Source organism: Streptomyces sp. NPDC058326 (genome assembly GCF_042879855.1).
In the GTDB taxonomy this organism is placed as follows: Bacteria; Actinomycetota; Actinomycetes; order Streptomycetales; family Streptomycetaceae; genus Streptomyces.
On record NZ_JBHVZO010000007.1, the window covers coordinates 30,447 to 44,793 of the forward strand.

General features: G+C 73.5%; 10 protein-coding genes. 3 read left to right on the forward strand and 7 right to left on the reverse strand.

Going from position 1 to position 14,347, the window contains the following annotated elements; all coding sequences use genetic code 11:
- Positions 1-144: 144 nt before the first annotated feature.
- On the reverse strand, positions 145-3,051 hold the full coding sequence (locus tag ACFVYX_RS15465; protein ID WP_389682094.1) for a putative bifunctional diguanylate cyclase/phosphodiesterase: 2,907 nt from the start codon (positions 3,049-3,051) through the stop codon (positions 145-147).
- A gap of 879 nt (positions 3,052-3,930) precedes the next feature.
- On the reverse strand, positions 3,931-4,896 hold the full coding sequence (locus ACFVYX_RS15470; RefSeq protein ID WP_389681867.1) for a 2-hydroxyacid dehydrogenase: 966 nt from the start codon (positions 4,894-4,896) through the stop codon (positions 3,931-3,933).
- Between the two features lie 75 nt (positions 4,897-4,971).
- Between ACFVYX_RS15470 and ACFVYX_RS15475 the strand changes: the two genes are divergently transcribed.
- The 3 genes from ACFVYX_RS15475 (at position 4,972) to ACFVYX_RS15485 (ending at position 7,545) form a co-directional block, all read left to right on the forward strand.
- Positions 4,972-5,982 carry an aldo/keto reductase gene (locus tag ACFVYX_RS15475; RefSeq protein ID WP_389681868.1) on the forward strand — a complete coding sequence of 337 codons (1,011 nt, stop codon included), beginning with the start codon at positions 4,972-4,974 and terminating at the stop codon, positions 5,980-5,982.
- Between the two features lie 100 nt (positions 5,983-6,082).
- Positions 6,083-7,213 carry a PQQ-dependent sugar dehydrogenase gene (locus tag ACFVYX_RS15480; RefSeq protein ID WP_389681869.1) on the forward strand — a complete coding sequence of 377 codons (1,131 nt, stop codon included), beginning with the start codon at positions 6,083-6,085 and terminating at the stop codon, positions 7,211-7,213.
- A gap of 14 nt (positions 7,214-7,227) precedes the next feature.
- Complete coding sequence (locus ACFVYX_RS15485; RefSeq protein WP_389681870.1) at positions 7,228-7,545, forward strand: DUF6191 domain-containing protein; 318 nt, start codon at positions 7,228-7,230, stop codon at positions 7,543-7,545.
- On the opposite strand, the gene ACFVYX_RS15490 is transcribed toward ACFVYX_RS15485, so the two are convergent.
- The 5 genes from ACFVYX_RS15490 to ACFVYX_RS15510 all read right to left on the reverse strand — a co-directional run bounded on the left by ACFVYX_RS15490 (position 7,429) and on the right by ACFVYX_RS15510 (position 14,316).
- Positions 7,429-10,485 carry an AAA family ATPase gene (locus ACFVYX_RS15490; protein ID WP_389681871.1) on the reverse strand — a complete coding sequence of 1,019 codons (3,057 nt, stop codon included), beginning with the start codon at positions 10,483-10,485 and terminating at the stop codon, positions 7,429-7,431. The two genes, ACFVYX_RS15485 and ACFVYX_RS15490, sit on opposite strands and share 117 nt — an antisense overlap.
- A 7-nt stretch (positions 10,486-10,492) precedes the next feature.
- Positions 10,493-10,690, reverse strand: coding sequence for a hypothetical protein (locus ACFVYX_RS15495; RefSeq protein ID WP_389681872.1), 198 nt, complete (start codon positions 10,688-10,690; stop codon positions 10,493-10,495).
- 146 nt (positions 10,691-10,836) lie between these two features.
- A complete protein-coding gene (locus tag ACFVYX_RS15500; RefSeq protein WP_389681873.1) occupies positions 10,837-11,499 on the reverse strand; it encodes a hypothetical protein in 663 nt (220 codons plus the stop codon).
- 35 nt (positions 11,500-11,534) lie between these two features.
- Complete coding sequence (locus ACFVYX_RS15505; protein WP_389681874.1) at positions 11,535-12,098, reverse strand: GNAT family N-acetyltransferase; 564 nt, start codon at positions 12,096-12,098, stop codon at positions 11,535-11,537.
- Positions 12,076-14,316, reverse strand: a complete 2,241-nt coding sequence (locus tag ACFVYX_RS15510) for an MMPL family transporter (RefSeq protein ID WP_389681875.1) — start codon at positions 14,314-14,316, stop codon at positions 12,076-12,078. Before ACFVYX_RS15510 ends, ACFVYX_RS15505 begins: the two co-directional genes overlap by 23 nt.
- Positions 14,317-14,347: the final 31 nt, after the last annotated feature.

Consider the following 14,347-nt stretch of genomic DNA (forward strand, 5'->3'; position numbering starts at 1 on the left):
CTCGTGCCGTGAGGCAAGCGAGGGGAGCGCGTCGGGTGCTTTCTCAGCCGGGCCTTCGATGGCCCCGCTTCAGCCGACGCGCTTTCCAAGTACGAGAATTCGGGTGCGCATGGCAATGACCCTCCCTCTCCGCCCTCATCACTGTCAAGTAGGTGGGACAGGCGTCTCAGTATTTGAGCGGAACGGGGGACGGTTTCCGACACGGAGCGGGACCGCGCCGGGCAGCGGATACTCGTCCCGCACCAGGGCTCTGCGCAGCCGGTATTCGTCGAGCGGGCCCGAGAAGGCCATCCCCTGGGCGTGGCTGCAGCCCATGGCCCGCAGGGCGATCACCTGCTCCGGAACGTCGACGCCCTCGGCGACGGTCTGCATCCCGAGCTCGCCCGCGATACGGAGCACCCCGCGGGTGATCTTGCGGAGCCGTGCCGACTCGACCACGCCCTCGACGAGGCCCCTGTCCAGCTTCAGTATGTCGACGGGAAGCCGTCGCAGGGCGTTGATCGCCACATGTCCGCTGCCGAATCCGTCGAGCGCGATCCGCACCCCGAGGCGGCGCAGGGTGATCAGGCGCTGCTCCAGCTCGTCGAGCGAGATCCGGGGGTCGCTGTCGGCGAGCTCGACGATCAGCGAGCCGGACGGCAGCCCGTGCCGGGTGAGCAGGGACTCGATCGAGCCGAGCGGCAGTGAGCGGTCCAGGAGACGGCGGGCGGAGAGCCGGATGGACACGGGTGCGCGGTGGCCGATTCCCGCCCGCTCGGCGGCCTGCTCCACGGCCTCCTCGAGCAGCCAGCGGCCGAGCTCGGCGGTGCGCTCGCCGTCGTCGGTGACCCGGAGGTACTCGGCGGGGGTGAAGAGGATGCCCTGGGCGGAGCGCCAGCGCGCCTGGGCGCTGACGGCGGAGATCCGTCCGGTGGTGAGGTCGACGACCGGCTGGTGGAGGAGGGCGAACTCGCCGTCGTGGAGGGCGGTGCGCAGCCGGGCGGCCAGTTCGGTCCTGCGCACCACCTCGGCCTGCATCTGGGGCGCGTAGAGCTCGACGCGGTCCTTGCCGGCCGCCTTGGCCCGGTACATGGCCAGGTCGGCGTTGCGCAGGAGGTCGCCGGCCTCGATGCCGGGCTCGGCGAAGGCCACGCCGATGGAGGCGGCGACCCGCACCTCGGTGCCGCCGTCGACGCGGTACGGCCGGGAGAGGGTGAGCCGGAGCCGGTCGGCGATCTCCTGGACCTGGAGCCGGCGGGCCCCCTGGTCGTGGCCGCCGTCGCCGAGGATGAGGGCGGCGAACTCGTCTCCGCCGAGCCGGGCGGCCGTGTCCCCGGCCCGTACGGAGTCGTGGAGCCGGCGCGCGGCCTGGACGAGGAGGTCGTCCCCCGCCTGGTGTCCGAGCCGGTCGTTGACGCCCTTGAAGCCGTCGAGGTCGATGAAGAGCACGGCGGTGCCGGGGTCGCCGGCCCGGCGGCCGCCGAGCGCCTGCCGGACCCGCCGGGTGAAGAGCGCCCGGTTGGGCAGGTCGGTGAGCGGGTCGTGCTCGGCGTTGTGCTGCAGCTGGGCCTGGAGCCGGACGCGTTCGGTGACGTCCCGGCTGTTGAAGATCAGGCCGCCCTGGTGACGGTTGACGGTCGACTCGACGTTGAGCCAGTCTCCCCCACTCCCGGCTTCTCCCCCACCCTCCGGCCGGAAGGTGCCCCCGGAGCGGAAGGCACCCCCATGGCCCGAACGGAAGCGGCACTCGATCCGGGTGGTGGGCTCCTCGGCGGGCGAGGCGGCCAGAAAGCGCCGTAGCTCGTGGACGACGGCACCCAGGTCCTCGGGGTGGATCAGCGAGGCCAGCTCGGAGCCGATCAGCTCCTCGGCGTCGCGTCCGTAGACACCGGAGGCGGCCGGGCTGACGTAACGGAGGATCCCGTTCGGCGCGGCGATCATGATGACATCGCTCGAACCCTGCACGAGCGACCTGAAGTGGTTCTCCTTCTGGGCCAGTTCGTGGGTGAGGGCGATGTTGTCGAGGAGCATGATGCCCTGCCGTACGACGAGGGCGAGGACCACCGTGCAACCGGTGAGGACGACGACGCGGTCGACCCTGCGGCCCTCGACGACGTTGTACAGGATGCCGAGGGTGCAGACCGCCGCGGCGAGGTACGGGGTGAGGGCGGCGAGCGAGCCGGCGACCGGGCGGCTGTGCAGCCAGGGCCCGCGCGCCGCGGTGGCGGCGCTGTCCGGCAGTCTGCGCGCGCCCCAGGGCGCGTAGGCGAGCAGCAGGGAGCCGGCGAACCAGCCCGCGTCGAGCAGCTGGCCCGAGGCGTAGTTCTCGCGGAGCAGCGGCGAGGTGAACAGGGCGTCGCACAGCACGGTCAGGGCGAGGGCGGCGATGGCGGTGTTGGTCGCCGAGCGGTTCGCCTGTGAACGCCGGAAGTGCAGGACCAGGACCATGCTCACGAGGACGATGTCGAGCAGCGGGTACGCCAGCGACAGCGCCGCCTGGGCGACGGACTCCTCCTGGAAGTGGGCGGTGCGGGCGAGGGCGAGGCTCCAGGAGAGCGTGAGCAGGGAGCCCCCGATGAGCCAGGCGTCGAGCCCCAGGCAGACCCAGCCGGCCCGGGTGACGGGCTTCTTGGCCAGGACGAGGAGGCCGACGATGGCCGGCGGAGCGAAGAGTAAGAAGAAGAGGTCGGCGACGGAGGAGTCCGGGACCTCCGTGCGGAGCACCACCTCGTACCACCCCCAGACGGCGTTGCCCGCGGCGGCCATGAACGAGGAGAAGGCGAAGAGCAGCCAGGCCGGGCGGGCGCTGCCCCGGTGGGAACGGCCGTAGAGGAAGCAGGACACCGCGGCGGTGAGGGCGGCGGCGCTGAGTCCGAAGTCGCCCATGAAGAGGGCCAGTTCCGGTGATCCCCAGCCGAGCGAGGCGCCGGTCGTGTAGCCCGCGCAGATGAGTCCGAGGGTGATCTGGGCGGCGACCCCTCCGGTGCCGGGGCGCCCGGGGTCGGGACGGCCGGAGTCGCTGCCGCCACCGGTGGCGGGGCGGCGCACGAGGACCGCCCCGGGGGCGTTCACCGCGTCCTCCGGTACCGCACCGCCGCACCCGGCCGCGTCGTGCGGGCGCGCCGTCGGCTCGTCGGCGCGCCCGGGGGCGTGCCCGTCGCAGTCGTGGGGGCCGGCGGGGTCTCCCACGACAGGGGCGACCGACTCCGGTACCGCGACACCACAGGCCCCACAGGCATCGTGGGGCGCGGGGGTGCGGGAGACCGGGGCGGTGACGTCACCGGGGACCGGCGGTTCGGCATCGTGGCCGTCGGCTCGCCGGCCGTGGGCCCGGGGACCCCGCGGAGCGAGCGGCCCGGCGCTCGACCCACCGTCCGGCCCGGCGCCGTCCGGCCGCGCGCCGCCGGACCCGGCGTCACCGGGCCCTGCGCCGTCCGGCCGGGCGGGCTGTGCGGTGTGCCGGCCGGTGTCCGGTGGCTCGGTGGTGCGGGGCGCGCGGTGTGGCGCGGCCTGGTCCGGCACGGAATGCGCGAGGCCGGTGGCGAGGCGCGGAAGGCCCGCCGGCGGCGGCGTCGCCACGTCGGATCGTCGGTCCTCCGGCCGTGCTCCACCCGTCGCCCCCCTCGGAATCTGATGTCCCGTCACTTCGCTCCCCAGCGTCAGCCCGTACTCGACGCAGTCCCCCGCTCGGGGACGATACACCAGGACGGTCACTCAGGGACAGGGGCGCAGTACTCTCCGTGACGGCCAAGGGCTCGTACGCAGCGCGTGTCGGGGGCGCGCACCACCCGACCGGCCCAGTGCGGCCCCTCCCGGCCGGGCGGCCGATCACCCGACCGGCCCAGCGCGGACCCGCTCAAGGCCGGGCGACCGGCCGTGGTTCAGTGCGTGACTGAGTCCGTGGCTCAGCTCGTGACTCAGTCCGCGGCAGTCCGCGCCTCAGCCCGTGGCTCAGTCCGTGGTCAGGAGGACGTTGACCAGCTCCTCGCCCGCCGCGAACCTCCGCACTTGTCCCGCGATCAGCCGCTTCGCGCGCGGCATGAAGGCGGAGGTGGAACCGCCCACATGGGGACTGATCAGGACACCGGGAGCGTGCCACAACGGATGTCCCGCCGGAAGCGGTTCCGGGTCGGTGACATCGAGCGCCGCCGTGATCCGTCCGCTCGCGACCTCCTTGAGCAGCGCGGCCGTGTCCACGACGGGCCCACGGGCGACGTTCACGAGGAGCGCCCCGTCCCTCATCCGGGCCAGGAACCCGGCGTCGGCGAGATGCCTGGTCGCGGGTGTGAGCGGCGTGGAGAGCACGACCACGTCCGCCTCCGGAAGCAGCGAAGGCAGCTCGGTCAGTGCGTGGACCTGGCCGCGCGCTGTGGTGCGCGCGGAGCGTGCGACGCGCGCCACCCGCGCGCACTCGAAGGGCGCGAGCCGGTCCTCGATGGCGGCGCCGATCGACCCGTAGCCGACGATCAGGACGGACTTGTCGGCGAGCGCCGGGTAGAAGCCGGCCCGCCACTCCTCGGCATCCTGGCCCCGTACGAAGCCGGGGATGCCGCGGAGCGAGGCCAGGATCAGGGCGAGCGTGAGTTCGGCGGTGCTGGCCTCGTGGACGCCCTTCGCGTTGCAGAGGGCCACGCCCGGCGGCAGCGAGGGGATGCCGGGGGTGACGTGGTCGATGCCCGCGGACAGCGTCTGGACGGCCCGGACCGAGGTCATCGCGGCCAGTGGCCGGACGGCGATCTCGGTGCCCTTCATGTACGGGACGACGTAGAAGGCGCAGTGCGCCGGATCGGCCGGGAACTCCGGTCCGCCGTCCCAGAAACGGTAGTTCAGCCCCGACGCGCCCGGTTCGGGGAGTCCTTCGATCTCGTCCGCGGGAATCGGAAGCCACACGTCAGCGGTCGTGTCTTCGCATCTCATGAGCGGGAGGCTATGCGAAGAATCGCGTGCGCCATTGGTTAGTTTGGGGGACGGCACAGGGAGGGGTACCGGCAGGTGGAGCGCAGGAGTATCGGGGCGACGGCGCTCGACGTGGGGGCGATCGGCCTGGGGTGCATGCCGATGAACTGGGCGTACAGCCGTTCGGAACAGCGCGGGGACCGCTCACTGCGGACCGTGCACGCGGCACTTGACGCCGGAGTGAGCCTGCTCGACACCGCCGACATGTACGGGCCGTTCACCAACGAGCTTCTGCTGGGGCGGGTGTTGAAGGTGCGGCGGGCGGAGGCCTTCGTCTCGACGAAGTGCGGACTGCTCGTCGGCGACCAGCACGTGGTCGCCAACGGCAGGCCCGGGTACGTGCGCCGGGCCTGCGACGCGTCCCTCCGGAGGCTCCAGACCGATGTGATCGACCTCTACCAGCTGCACCGCGCGGACCCCGAGGTGCCGGTCGAGGAGACCTGGGGCGCGATGGCCGAGCTGGTCTCCGCGGGCAAGGTGCGGGCGCTCGGCCTGTGCGCGGTCGGTGCCCGGTCCGCCCGCCGGGGTGCCACGGGGGCGCGCCGTGACGGCTATGAGGGAACGATCCGCCAACTGGAGCGGATCCAGCAGGTCTTCCCGGTGGCCGCGGTGGAGGCCGAGCTGTCGGTCTGGTCGCAGGAGGCGCTGGTGCGGCTGTTGCCGTGGTGTGCGGCGCGGGGCGTCGGCTTCCTGGCGGCGATGCCGCTGGGGAACGGTTTCCTGACCGGGACGCTCACCCCGGGCGGCGGCTTCGAGCCGGACGATCCCCGGGCCAGGCATCCCCGGTTCACGGCCGAGATGATGGCGGCGAACCAGCCGCTCGTGGTGGGTCTGCGGCGGGTGGCCGCGCGGCACGGGGCGGACGTCACCCCGGCACAGGTGGCCCTCGCCTGGGTGCTCGGCCGGGGGCCGCACGTCGTGCCGGTGCCGGGGGCGAAGCGGGAGCGGTGGGCGGTGGAGAACGCCAGGGCGGCCGGGCTGCGGCTGACGGCGGAGGACCTGGCGGAGATCGCGGCGCTTCCGGCGCCCCGGGGGTCCTGGGACTGAGCGGCTCGCGGGATCCGCGGCGGCGGTCGGGAACCTGATCGCGTCGGGCGGTGTATCAAGGGTGAAGGGATGCCGCTCGACTCGTGAAGGGGACCGTGCCATGAGCCGTCCTGCTGTTGTGAAGGCCCTGTGGGGCGCCGCCGTGCTGGTTCTGGTCGCGGGCTGCTCCTCGGGAGGTACGGAGGACCGCCCGGGCACGGCTCCGCCGACGTCCGTCTCCGGGCCCGCGTCCCCGTCCGGCTCCTCTCCCCCGCCCTCGTCCGCCGGGGGCCGGGTGGCGGTGGCGGGCACGCTCACCGAGGGGCTGAAGTCGCCCTGGGGACTCACGGAGCTGCCCGGCGGGGATCTCCTGGTCTCCTCACGGGACGAGCGGACGGTCACCCGGGTCGACGGGCGGACCGGGGCGAAGACCTCGCTCGGCGAGGTACCGGGGGTGGTTCCGGGCGGCGAGGGCGGGCTCATGGGCCTCGCCGTGCGGGACGGCTGGGTGTACGCGTATCTGACCGCGGAGTCGGACAACCGCATCGTGCGCATGCGGTACGGGGGCGGGGACCGGATCGGCGCGCCGGAGCCGGTGCTGACCGGCATCCCCAAGGGGGTCGTGCACAACGGCGGGCGGATCGCGTTCGGACCGGACGGCATGCTGTACGCGGGGACGGGCGAGACGGGCCGGACGGGTCTGGCCCAGGACCGGGAGTCGCTCGGCGGGAAGATCCTGCGGATGACACCGGAGGGCCGGCCGGCGCCGGGCAATCCCTTCGCCGGATCGGTGGTCTATTCGTACGGGCACCGCAATGTGCAGGGAATCGCCTGGGACACGGCGGGGCGCCTGTGGGCGGCCGAGTTCGGGCAGAACACCTGGGACGAGCTGAACCTCGTGGAGGCAGGGAAGAACTACGGCTGGCCGGAGGCCGAGGGGCGGACCGGGCGGACCGGGTTCGTGGACCCGGTGGCCCAGTGGCCGACCTCGGAGGCCTCCCCCAGCGGCATCGCGTACGCGCGGGGCGCGATCTGGATGGCCGGGCTCAGAGGCGAGCGGCTGTGGCGGGTCCCGCTCTCCGGCGCGGAACGCTCGGGGGACCCCGAGGCGTTCCTCACGGAGGAGTACGGACGCCTGCGCACGGTCCTCGCGGGGGGCGGCGGGCGGCTCTGGCTGGTGACCAGCGAAACCGACACCCGGGGCACTCCCGGACCAGGGGACGACAGGATCCTCCGGCTGGAGGTGAGCTGAAGGAGGCGGTGACCGTGTTCGACCCGATCGCGGAGCTGTTCGCGCCCGGCCGCAGGCACACCGAGGAGGAGCTGCGCAGGCAGGCCCTGACCAGGGAGGACCCGGGCGACGCCGATCCGTCGCGCGGTCCGATAGACCTCACCTCGGGCCGCGTGACGATACGGGCCCCCCGCCAGGTGGCGGGGGACGGGGCGGCCGGAGGCCGGCCGGAACGGTCAGAGGGGCGTGTCGAGGAGGTGAAGGCGGTGGGCCAGGGCGGCGGCCTCGCCGCGGCCGGCGACGCCGAGCTTGGCGAGGATGTTGGAGACGTGGACGCTGGCCGTCTTGGGTGAGATGAACAGCTCCTCGGCGATCTGACGGTTGGTGCGGCCGGCGGCGACGAGACCCAGGACGTCCTGCTCGCGGGGGGTCAGGCCGAAGGTGTCGTCTCCGGGCTCCGCCGGCGTCTGCGGCTGCTTCTCCGGGGTCAGGGAGAGACGGGCGCGGGCGGCGAGGAGCTCCACGTCCTCGCGGAGCGGTCGGGCGCCGAGGCGGACGGCGGTGGCGTGGGCCTCGCGGAGCAGGGCCGTGGCCTCCTCACGGTGGCCGCCCTCGACGAGCAGTGCGTCGGCGAGGCGGTGACGGGCGCGGGCCAGCTCGGCGGGGCGTTCCAGCGGCTCGTAGGCGGCGACGGTCTCGGCCCTGCGGGCGGCGGTCTCACGGCCCTCGGCCAGGGCGAGCTCGTCGGAGACCTGCCGGGCGTAGGCGGCCCAGACGGGGGCCGGAGTGGCGAGGAGGCGGACGCAGCGGCGGATCGCTTCGAGTGCCTCCGTGCGGCCCTCGTCGGCGGCGGGCAGTCCACGGCTGTCGGCCTCGGCGGTCGCCGCGGTGAGGACGAGCGGCCAGCCGTAGCGGTGGGTACCGGGCGGGAAGCCGGCCTGTTCGGCGGCGGCGAGCCGGGTCCTTACGTCCGCGACGCGGCCCTCCGCGGCGGCCACGGCGATCTCGACCTGGCCCATGAGCAGGGTGTACTGCGGGATCGGGTCGCGGGTGCCGTAGACGACGCGCGCGTCGGCGAGGTGCCGGGCGGCGGCGTCGAGTTCGCCCCGGGCGGCGGCGAGCTGGGCGAGGCGGAGGGAGGCCGAGCCGCGGGGCTTGCTGCTGGTCGTGGAGCGGAGCAGCCGTTCGGCGGCCTCCTGGGCCTCGTCCCAGCGGCCGAGGGAGAAGAGGGACTCGGCGCGGTTGGCCTCGACCCAGCCGACGCTGTCGACGAGTCCGTACGCGCGGGCGAGGCGGATGCCGGCCTCGGCGAGTTCGACGGCCTCGCGGGAGCGGCCGAGGGATTCGAGGGAGGAGGAGAGGTTGATGTGGGCGCGGGCGGTCTCGGTGAACTGGCCGAGGGACGCGGTCCTTTCCCGTACCTCGTGCATCTCGGCGAGGCCGCGCTCGACGTCTCCCGCCGAGACCATCAGGGTGCCGAGGGTGAGCCGGGCGTTGAGTTCGATCGACTCGGCCTTGACGTGCCGGGCGTACTCGACGGCGCGTTCGGCGGCGGTGATGGCCTCGTGGCCCGGGTTGCGGAGCATGCCCCAGCCGGCGGCGCCGACGAGGACCACGGCGTGGACGGCGGAGGGCGGCAGGCCCTTGACGAGTTCCTGGGCGCGGGCGATCTCCGCCCAGCCGTCGCCTCGGCCGAGGTTGGACTGGAGACGGGCCTTCTCGGTCCAGAACCAGGCGGCGCGGAGGGGATCGTTCTCCTCGGCGCCGTCGAGGAGGCGCAGCGCCATCTTGCCGATCTTGAGGGCGCGTTCGCGGTCGCCGCTGAGCCGGGCGGCGACGGCGGCCTCGGCGAGGAGGTCGAGATAGCTGAGCGGGGTGGTCTCGGGGTCGCAGCCGCAGGGTGGGTAGGCCTCGGCGTAGTCCATGGGCCGGAGCGAGCGGCGGACCTCGGCGGGGGCCTCGTCCCAGAGTTCCATGGCCCGTTCGAGCAGACGGAGCTGCTCGGCGTAGGCATGGCGCTTGCGGGTCTCGACGGAGGCGCGGAGGACGGCGGGCAGGGCCTTGGCCGGGTCGTGCGCGTGGTACCAGTAGGTGGCGAGCCGGGTGGCGCGCTCGTCGGCCCGGACGAGCCCCGGGTCGGCCTCCAGGGCTTCGGCGTAGCGGCGGTTGAGGCGGGAGCGTTCGCCGGGCAGCAGGTCGTCGCTGACGGCCTCGCGGACGAGGGAGTGACGGAAGCGGTAGCCGTCGCCGTCGGGGACGGCGAGCAGGAGGTTGGCGCCGACGGAGGCCCGTAGCGCCTCGATGAGTTCGTCCTCGGTGAGGCGGGCGACGGCGGCGAGCAGTCCGTACTCGACGGTGGAGCCGCCCTCGGCGACGATCCTGGCGACCCGCTGGGCGTCCTCGGGGAGCGTCTCGACCCGGACGAGCAGAAGGTCGCGCAGGGAGTCGCTGAGCTGTCCCGCGGCGCAGCCGGCCTCGTGGGAGACGACGAGTTCCTCCACGAAGAAGGCGTTGCCGTCGGAGCGTTCGAAGACCTCTTCGACGAGTCCGGGGTCGGGTTCGGCGGCGAGGATGCCGGTGAGCTGGCGGTGCACCTCGGTGCGGGTGAAGCGGGCGAGTTCGATGCGGCGGATGGTGCGCAGCCGGTCGAGTTCGGCGAGGAGGGGGCGCAGCGGGTGGCGGCGGTGGATGTCGTCGGCCCGGTAGCTGGCGACGACCACGATCCGGCCGCGGCGGAGGGTGCGCAGGAGGTAGGTGAGGAGGTGCCGGGTGGAGGCGTCGGCCCAGTGCAGGTCCTCCAGGACGAGCACGATCGTACGGTCGGCGGCGAGCCGTTCCAGGAGCCGTACGGTCAGCTCGAAGAGGCGGGCGGTGGAGTCCTCGTCGGAGGAGTCGTGGCCGCCGGGGTCGCCCAGTTCGGGCAGCAGACGGGCGAGTTCGCTCTGCTGGCCGTCGGCGGCGGCGGCGAGTTCGTCGGGGAGCCGGCGGCGCAGCGAGCGCAGTGCGGTGGCGAAGGGGGCGAAGGGCAGTCCGTCGGCGCCGAGTTCGACGCAGCCGCCCAGCGCGACGACGGCGCCCCTGCCGCAGGCCGTGTCGAGGAACTCCTCGATGAGCCGGGTCTTGCCGACGCCCGCCTCGCCGCCGATGAGCAGGGCCTGGGGCTCTCCCGCGGCCGCGCGGGAGAGCGCCTCGGTGAGGGCGGTGAGTTCGCCGGCGCGGCCGACGAAGACGGGGCTGACTGACCTGGTCTCCACGGCGCCGAGCATCGCACAGAGGTCCGTGCCGTCGCTCATACGGGGGTCACGCGGCCCGGACGAAGCGGCCGCGCCCGCCGTCGCTCACCCGCCCCTCCGCGTCCTGGCCGCCGCTCCGGCGGCCGAGGCGGCGCAGGCCCCGGGGGGAGGCGACCGACTCGGCGGCCGCGTGGGACAGACGCTGGGCGGCGGCCTCACGGACGAGCTGGGCGTGGTTCATGCGGTGGAGTTCGTACTCGAACATCGGGTGCTCCTGGTTTCTCGGTCTCGGTATCGCTCCTTGCGATGCCTCGACTTTCGTCTCCCAGGGGGTGCGGCCACATCGGGCGAGTGCCGCATGTTCGGCGTACGGGGGGCCTTAGGCGGGTCCTAGGGGGGCCTTAGGCGGTCTCAGGATCCGGCGGTGGGCAGGCTCAGGAACAGGTCGAAGTAGGTACCGGCCGACAGGAGCAGTCCGAGGCCGCCCAGGACGGCGCCGGCGACGGCCACCGCGCGGACCCATGCGGGGCGCCCGGGGAGGATCAGCACGAGGACGGCGACGAGCAGGGCGACGAGCGCGAAGACGCCGTTCACCAGGGCCGTGCTGTGCCAGGCGTCGCCGTAGATCTCGGAGATCTGCTGGGCCGGGGTGCCGGCTCCGGAGGTCTTGATCTGTCCGATGAGCGTCTCGCGCTCGGCGACGACCTTCCCGGTCCAGGTGCCGGTGAGCGCGACGGCTCCGAGGGCGGCGGAGACCACGGCGGCAGCGGCGCCGCCGATGCCCGCGGCGGCGGGGTCGGGGGCCGCCTCGGCGAACAGCGCCTCGTCGTCGTCCTCGTCCTCGTCCTCGTCATCGACGCCGTCGCCCTCGGCGCCTCCGTCCGCGACGACCGGCCCGTCGGTCTTGCCTTCGGTCTTGCCGCCGACCTGTCCGCCGGCCTTCCCGTCGAGCGGGTCCGCCGCCGTGTCCCGGGCCGGCGCGGTCTCGGCGGCCGAGGCGCTCTCCGTACCGTCGGCCTTCCCGGCCGCCTCCGCGCTCTCGTCGGGCTTCTCTGTCGTCGTCTTGGTGTCCATGCGGCGCACGCTAGGCGGCGCACATGAGAGCCGTCTTAAGACGCCTCGGCCTTCGCGGCACGCCACTCGGGGGCGAGTACGGCCCAGACCTCGGTGTCGGTGCGGGTGCCGCGGTGCGGATAGTTCTCCCGCAGGACCCCCTCCTGCGTCATGCCGAGACGCCGGGCGACGGCGATGCTCGGCCGGTTCTTCACGGAGGCGTGCCATTCGACGCGGTGGATGCCCCGCTCCTCGATCGCCCAGTCGATGATGACCCGGCAGGCCCGGGTGATCAGGCCCTTGCCGGCGGCGGAGGGTTCGAGCCAGCAGCCCGCCTCGGCGGTCCCGTGCCGTACGTCCATGGTCCGGAAGAGGACGCCGCCGACGAGCGTGCCCCCGGTCCAGATGCCGTAGATGCGTCCGGTGTCGGTCGCGGCCTTCTCGGCGTACGAGCGGAGGAAGGAGCGGGCGGAGTCCAGATCGGCGACGAAGTCCGGCAGGGCGATGTGCTCTCCGACGAACTCCCGCCCGCGGTCCATGTGGGCCAGGAACTCCTCGGCCTGCCAGGGTTCCAGGGGCCTCAGCTCGGCGCCGTCGTCACCCAGCGATATCGCGAACATCCTCGTTCCTCTCCTCCACGGCCGGGATCGTCACCCGCATCGTGGGGATCTTCGCACGCCCGTCGGCGGCCTCACGGCACTCGGGCGGTTCGATGCTGATGCGGGGCAGCAGGCGGTCGAGCCGGCGGGGCAGCCACCAGTTCGCCCCGCCGAGCATGTGCATGAGGGCCGGGACGAGGAGGGTGCGGAGCACGAAGGCGTCGAGGGCGACGGCCGCCGCGAGCGCGATGCCGAACATCGCGATGACGCGGTCGCCGGAGAGGACGAAGGCGAGGAAGACGGAGATCATGATGACAGCGGCGGAGTTGATCACACGGCTGGTCTCGGCGAGACCGACCCGGACCGCCCGCCGGTTGTCGCCGGTCTCCAGCCACTCCTCGTACATCCGGCTGACCAGGAAGACCTGGTAGTCCATGGAGAGCCCGAAGAGGACGGAGACCATGATCACAGGCAGGAAGGGTTCGATCGGGCCCGCGCTGCCGAGGCCGAGGAGCTCACTCCCCCAGCCCCACTGGAAGATCGCCACGACGACGCCGAAGGCGGCGGCGACGGCCGCGACGTTCATGACGGCGGCCTTCAGCGGGATGCCGATCGAACGGAAGGCGAGCAGGAGCAGCAGACAGCCGAGGGCGATGACGACACCGACGAAGAGCGGCAGCTTGCCGACGATGATCTCGGCGAAGTCGTCGTACGAGGCGGTGACCCCGCCGACGTGGACGTCGAGGGAGGTGCCCGTCTCGGTCCGGGGGAGGACGTCCGTGCGGAGCCGGTCGACGAGCTCGCTGGTGGCCCTGGACTGGGGCGAGGACTCGGGCACGACGGTGAGGACGGCGGTGTCGCCGGAGCTGTTGTAGGTCACCGGGGAGACGGAGGCGACTCCGCGGGTGGCGGCGAGCGCGGCCGGCAGCTGGTCGAGGGCGACCCGGTCGTCGGCGCCGTCGAGCCCCGCGACGAGGGTGAGCGGGCCGTTGACACCGGGCCCGAAGCCCTCGGCGATCAGGTCGTACGCCTTCCGCGTGGTCGCGGTGGCCGGACCGTTGCCCTGGTCGGAGGTGCCGAGGTGGAGCGAGAGCGTGGGCAGGGCGAGGACGCCCATGACGACGGCGGCGACAAGCCCGAGGAGCTTGGGGTGCCGCTCGACGAAGACGGACCAGCGGGCGGCGAAGCCGGTGGGCAGCTCGGGCTTCGGCCCGTGCTCGGCGAGCGCGCGGCGTTCGCGCCGGGAGAGGGCGCGCATGCCGATGAAGGAGAGCAGCGCCGGAAGGAAGGTGACGGAGGCGGCGACCGTGAGGACGACGGTGAGGGAGGCGGCGATGGCCACGCCGTTGAGGAAGCCGAGCCGCAGGATGAGCATGCCGAGCAGCGCGATACAGACGGTGGCTCCGGCGAAGACGACGGCGCGCCCGGTGGTGGCGACGGCGGTCTCGGCGGCCTCCGCGACGGACAGCCCGCGTTTCAGGCCTCTGCGGTGCCGGGTGACGATGAAGAGGGCGTAGTCGATACCGACGCCGAGGCCGACGAGCATGCCGAGCATGGGGGCGAAGTCGGCGACGGTCATCACATGGCCGAGGAGGACGATCCCGGAGTAAGCGATGCCGACGCTGACGAGCGCGGTCGCGAGGGGGAGCGTGGAGGCGGCCAGGGAGCCGAAGGCGAGGAAGAGGACGACGCCGGCGACGGCGACGCCGACGACTTCGGCGATGTGCCCGCCGGGTGCCTCGGTGAGGGCGACGGCGCTGCCGCCGAGCTCGACCGCGAGACCGTCGGCGGCTGCGGCCTTCGCCGTGTCGACGAGGGCGCGGGCCTGCCCCTCGGGGATGTCGTCGGCCTGCTCGTGGAAGGTGACGGTGGCGTAGGCGGTGTGGCCGTCCTCGCTGACCTGGCCCCGGGTGTCGCCGTAGGGCGAGGTCACGGCCGCGATGCCGGGCAGTTCGGCGACCTCGTCGAGCATCGCGGTCATGCGCCGTTCGACGGCGTCGGCGCGGACGCTGCCCCGGTCGGTGTGCCAGACGATGGTGTCGCTGTCGCCGCCGAGGCCGTGGAAGCCCCGGTCGAGGAGGGCGGTGGCCCGGCCGGACTCGGTGCCGGGGACCTCGTAGTCGTTGGAGTAGGCGCCGCCGGCGACGGCCGCCGCGGTGCCGACCCCGCCGAGGGCGAGGAGCCAGAGGAGAACGGCGACGAGGCGGTGCTTGATGCACCACCGTGCGATGGCTGCCAAAGGACGTGCTCCCTGGGTGGTTCGTGGATCT

Bases quoted from the DNA above. Each gene is read 5' to 3' on its own strand.
- ACFVYX_RS15470 (WP_389681867.1), bottom strand. From the start codon at position 4,896: ATGAGATGCGAAGACACGACCGCTGACGTGTGGCTTCCGATTCCCGCG.
- ACFVYX_RS15480 (WP_389681869.1), top strand. From the start codon at position 6,083: ATGAGCCGTCCTGCTGTTGTGAAGGCCCTGTGGGGCGCCGCCGTGCTG.
- ACFVYX_RS15490 (WP_389681871.1), bottom strand. From the start codon at position 10,485: ATGAGCGACGGCACGGACCTCTGTGCGATGCTCGGCGCCGTGGAGACC.
- ACFVYX_RS15495 (WP_389681872.1), bottom strand. From the start codon at position 10,690: ATGTTCGAGTACGAACTCCACCGCATGAACCACGCCCAGCTCGTCCGT.
- ACFVYX_RS15500 (WP_389681873.1), bottom strand. From the start codon at position 11,499: ATGGACACCAAGACGACGACAGAGAAGCCCGACGAGAGCGCGGAGGCG.
- ACFVYX_RS15505 (WP_389681874.1), bottom strand. From the start codon at position 12,098: ATGTTCGCGATATCGCTGGGTGACGACGGCGCCGAGCTGAGGCCCCTG.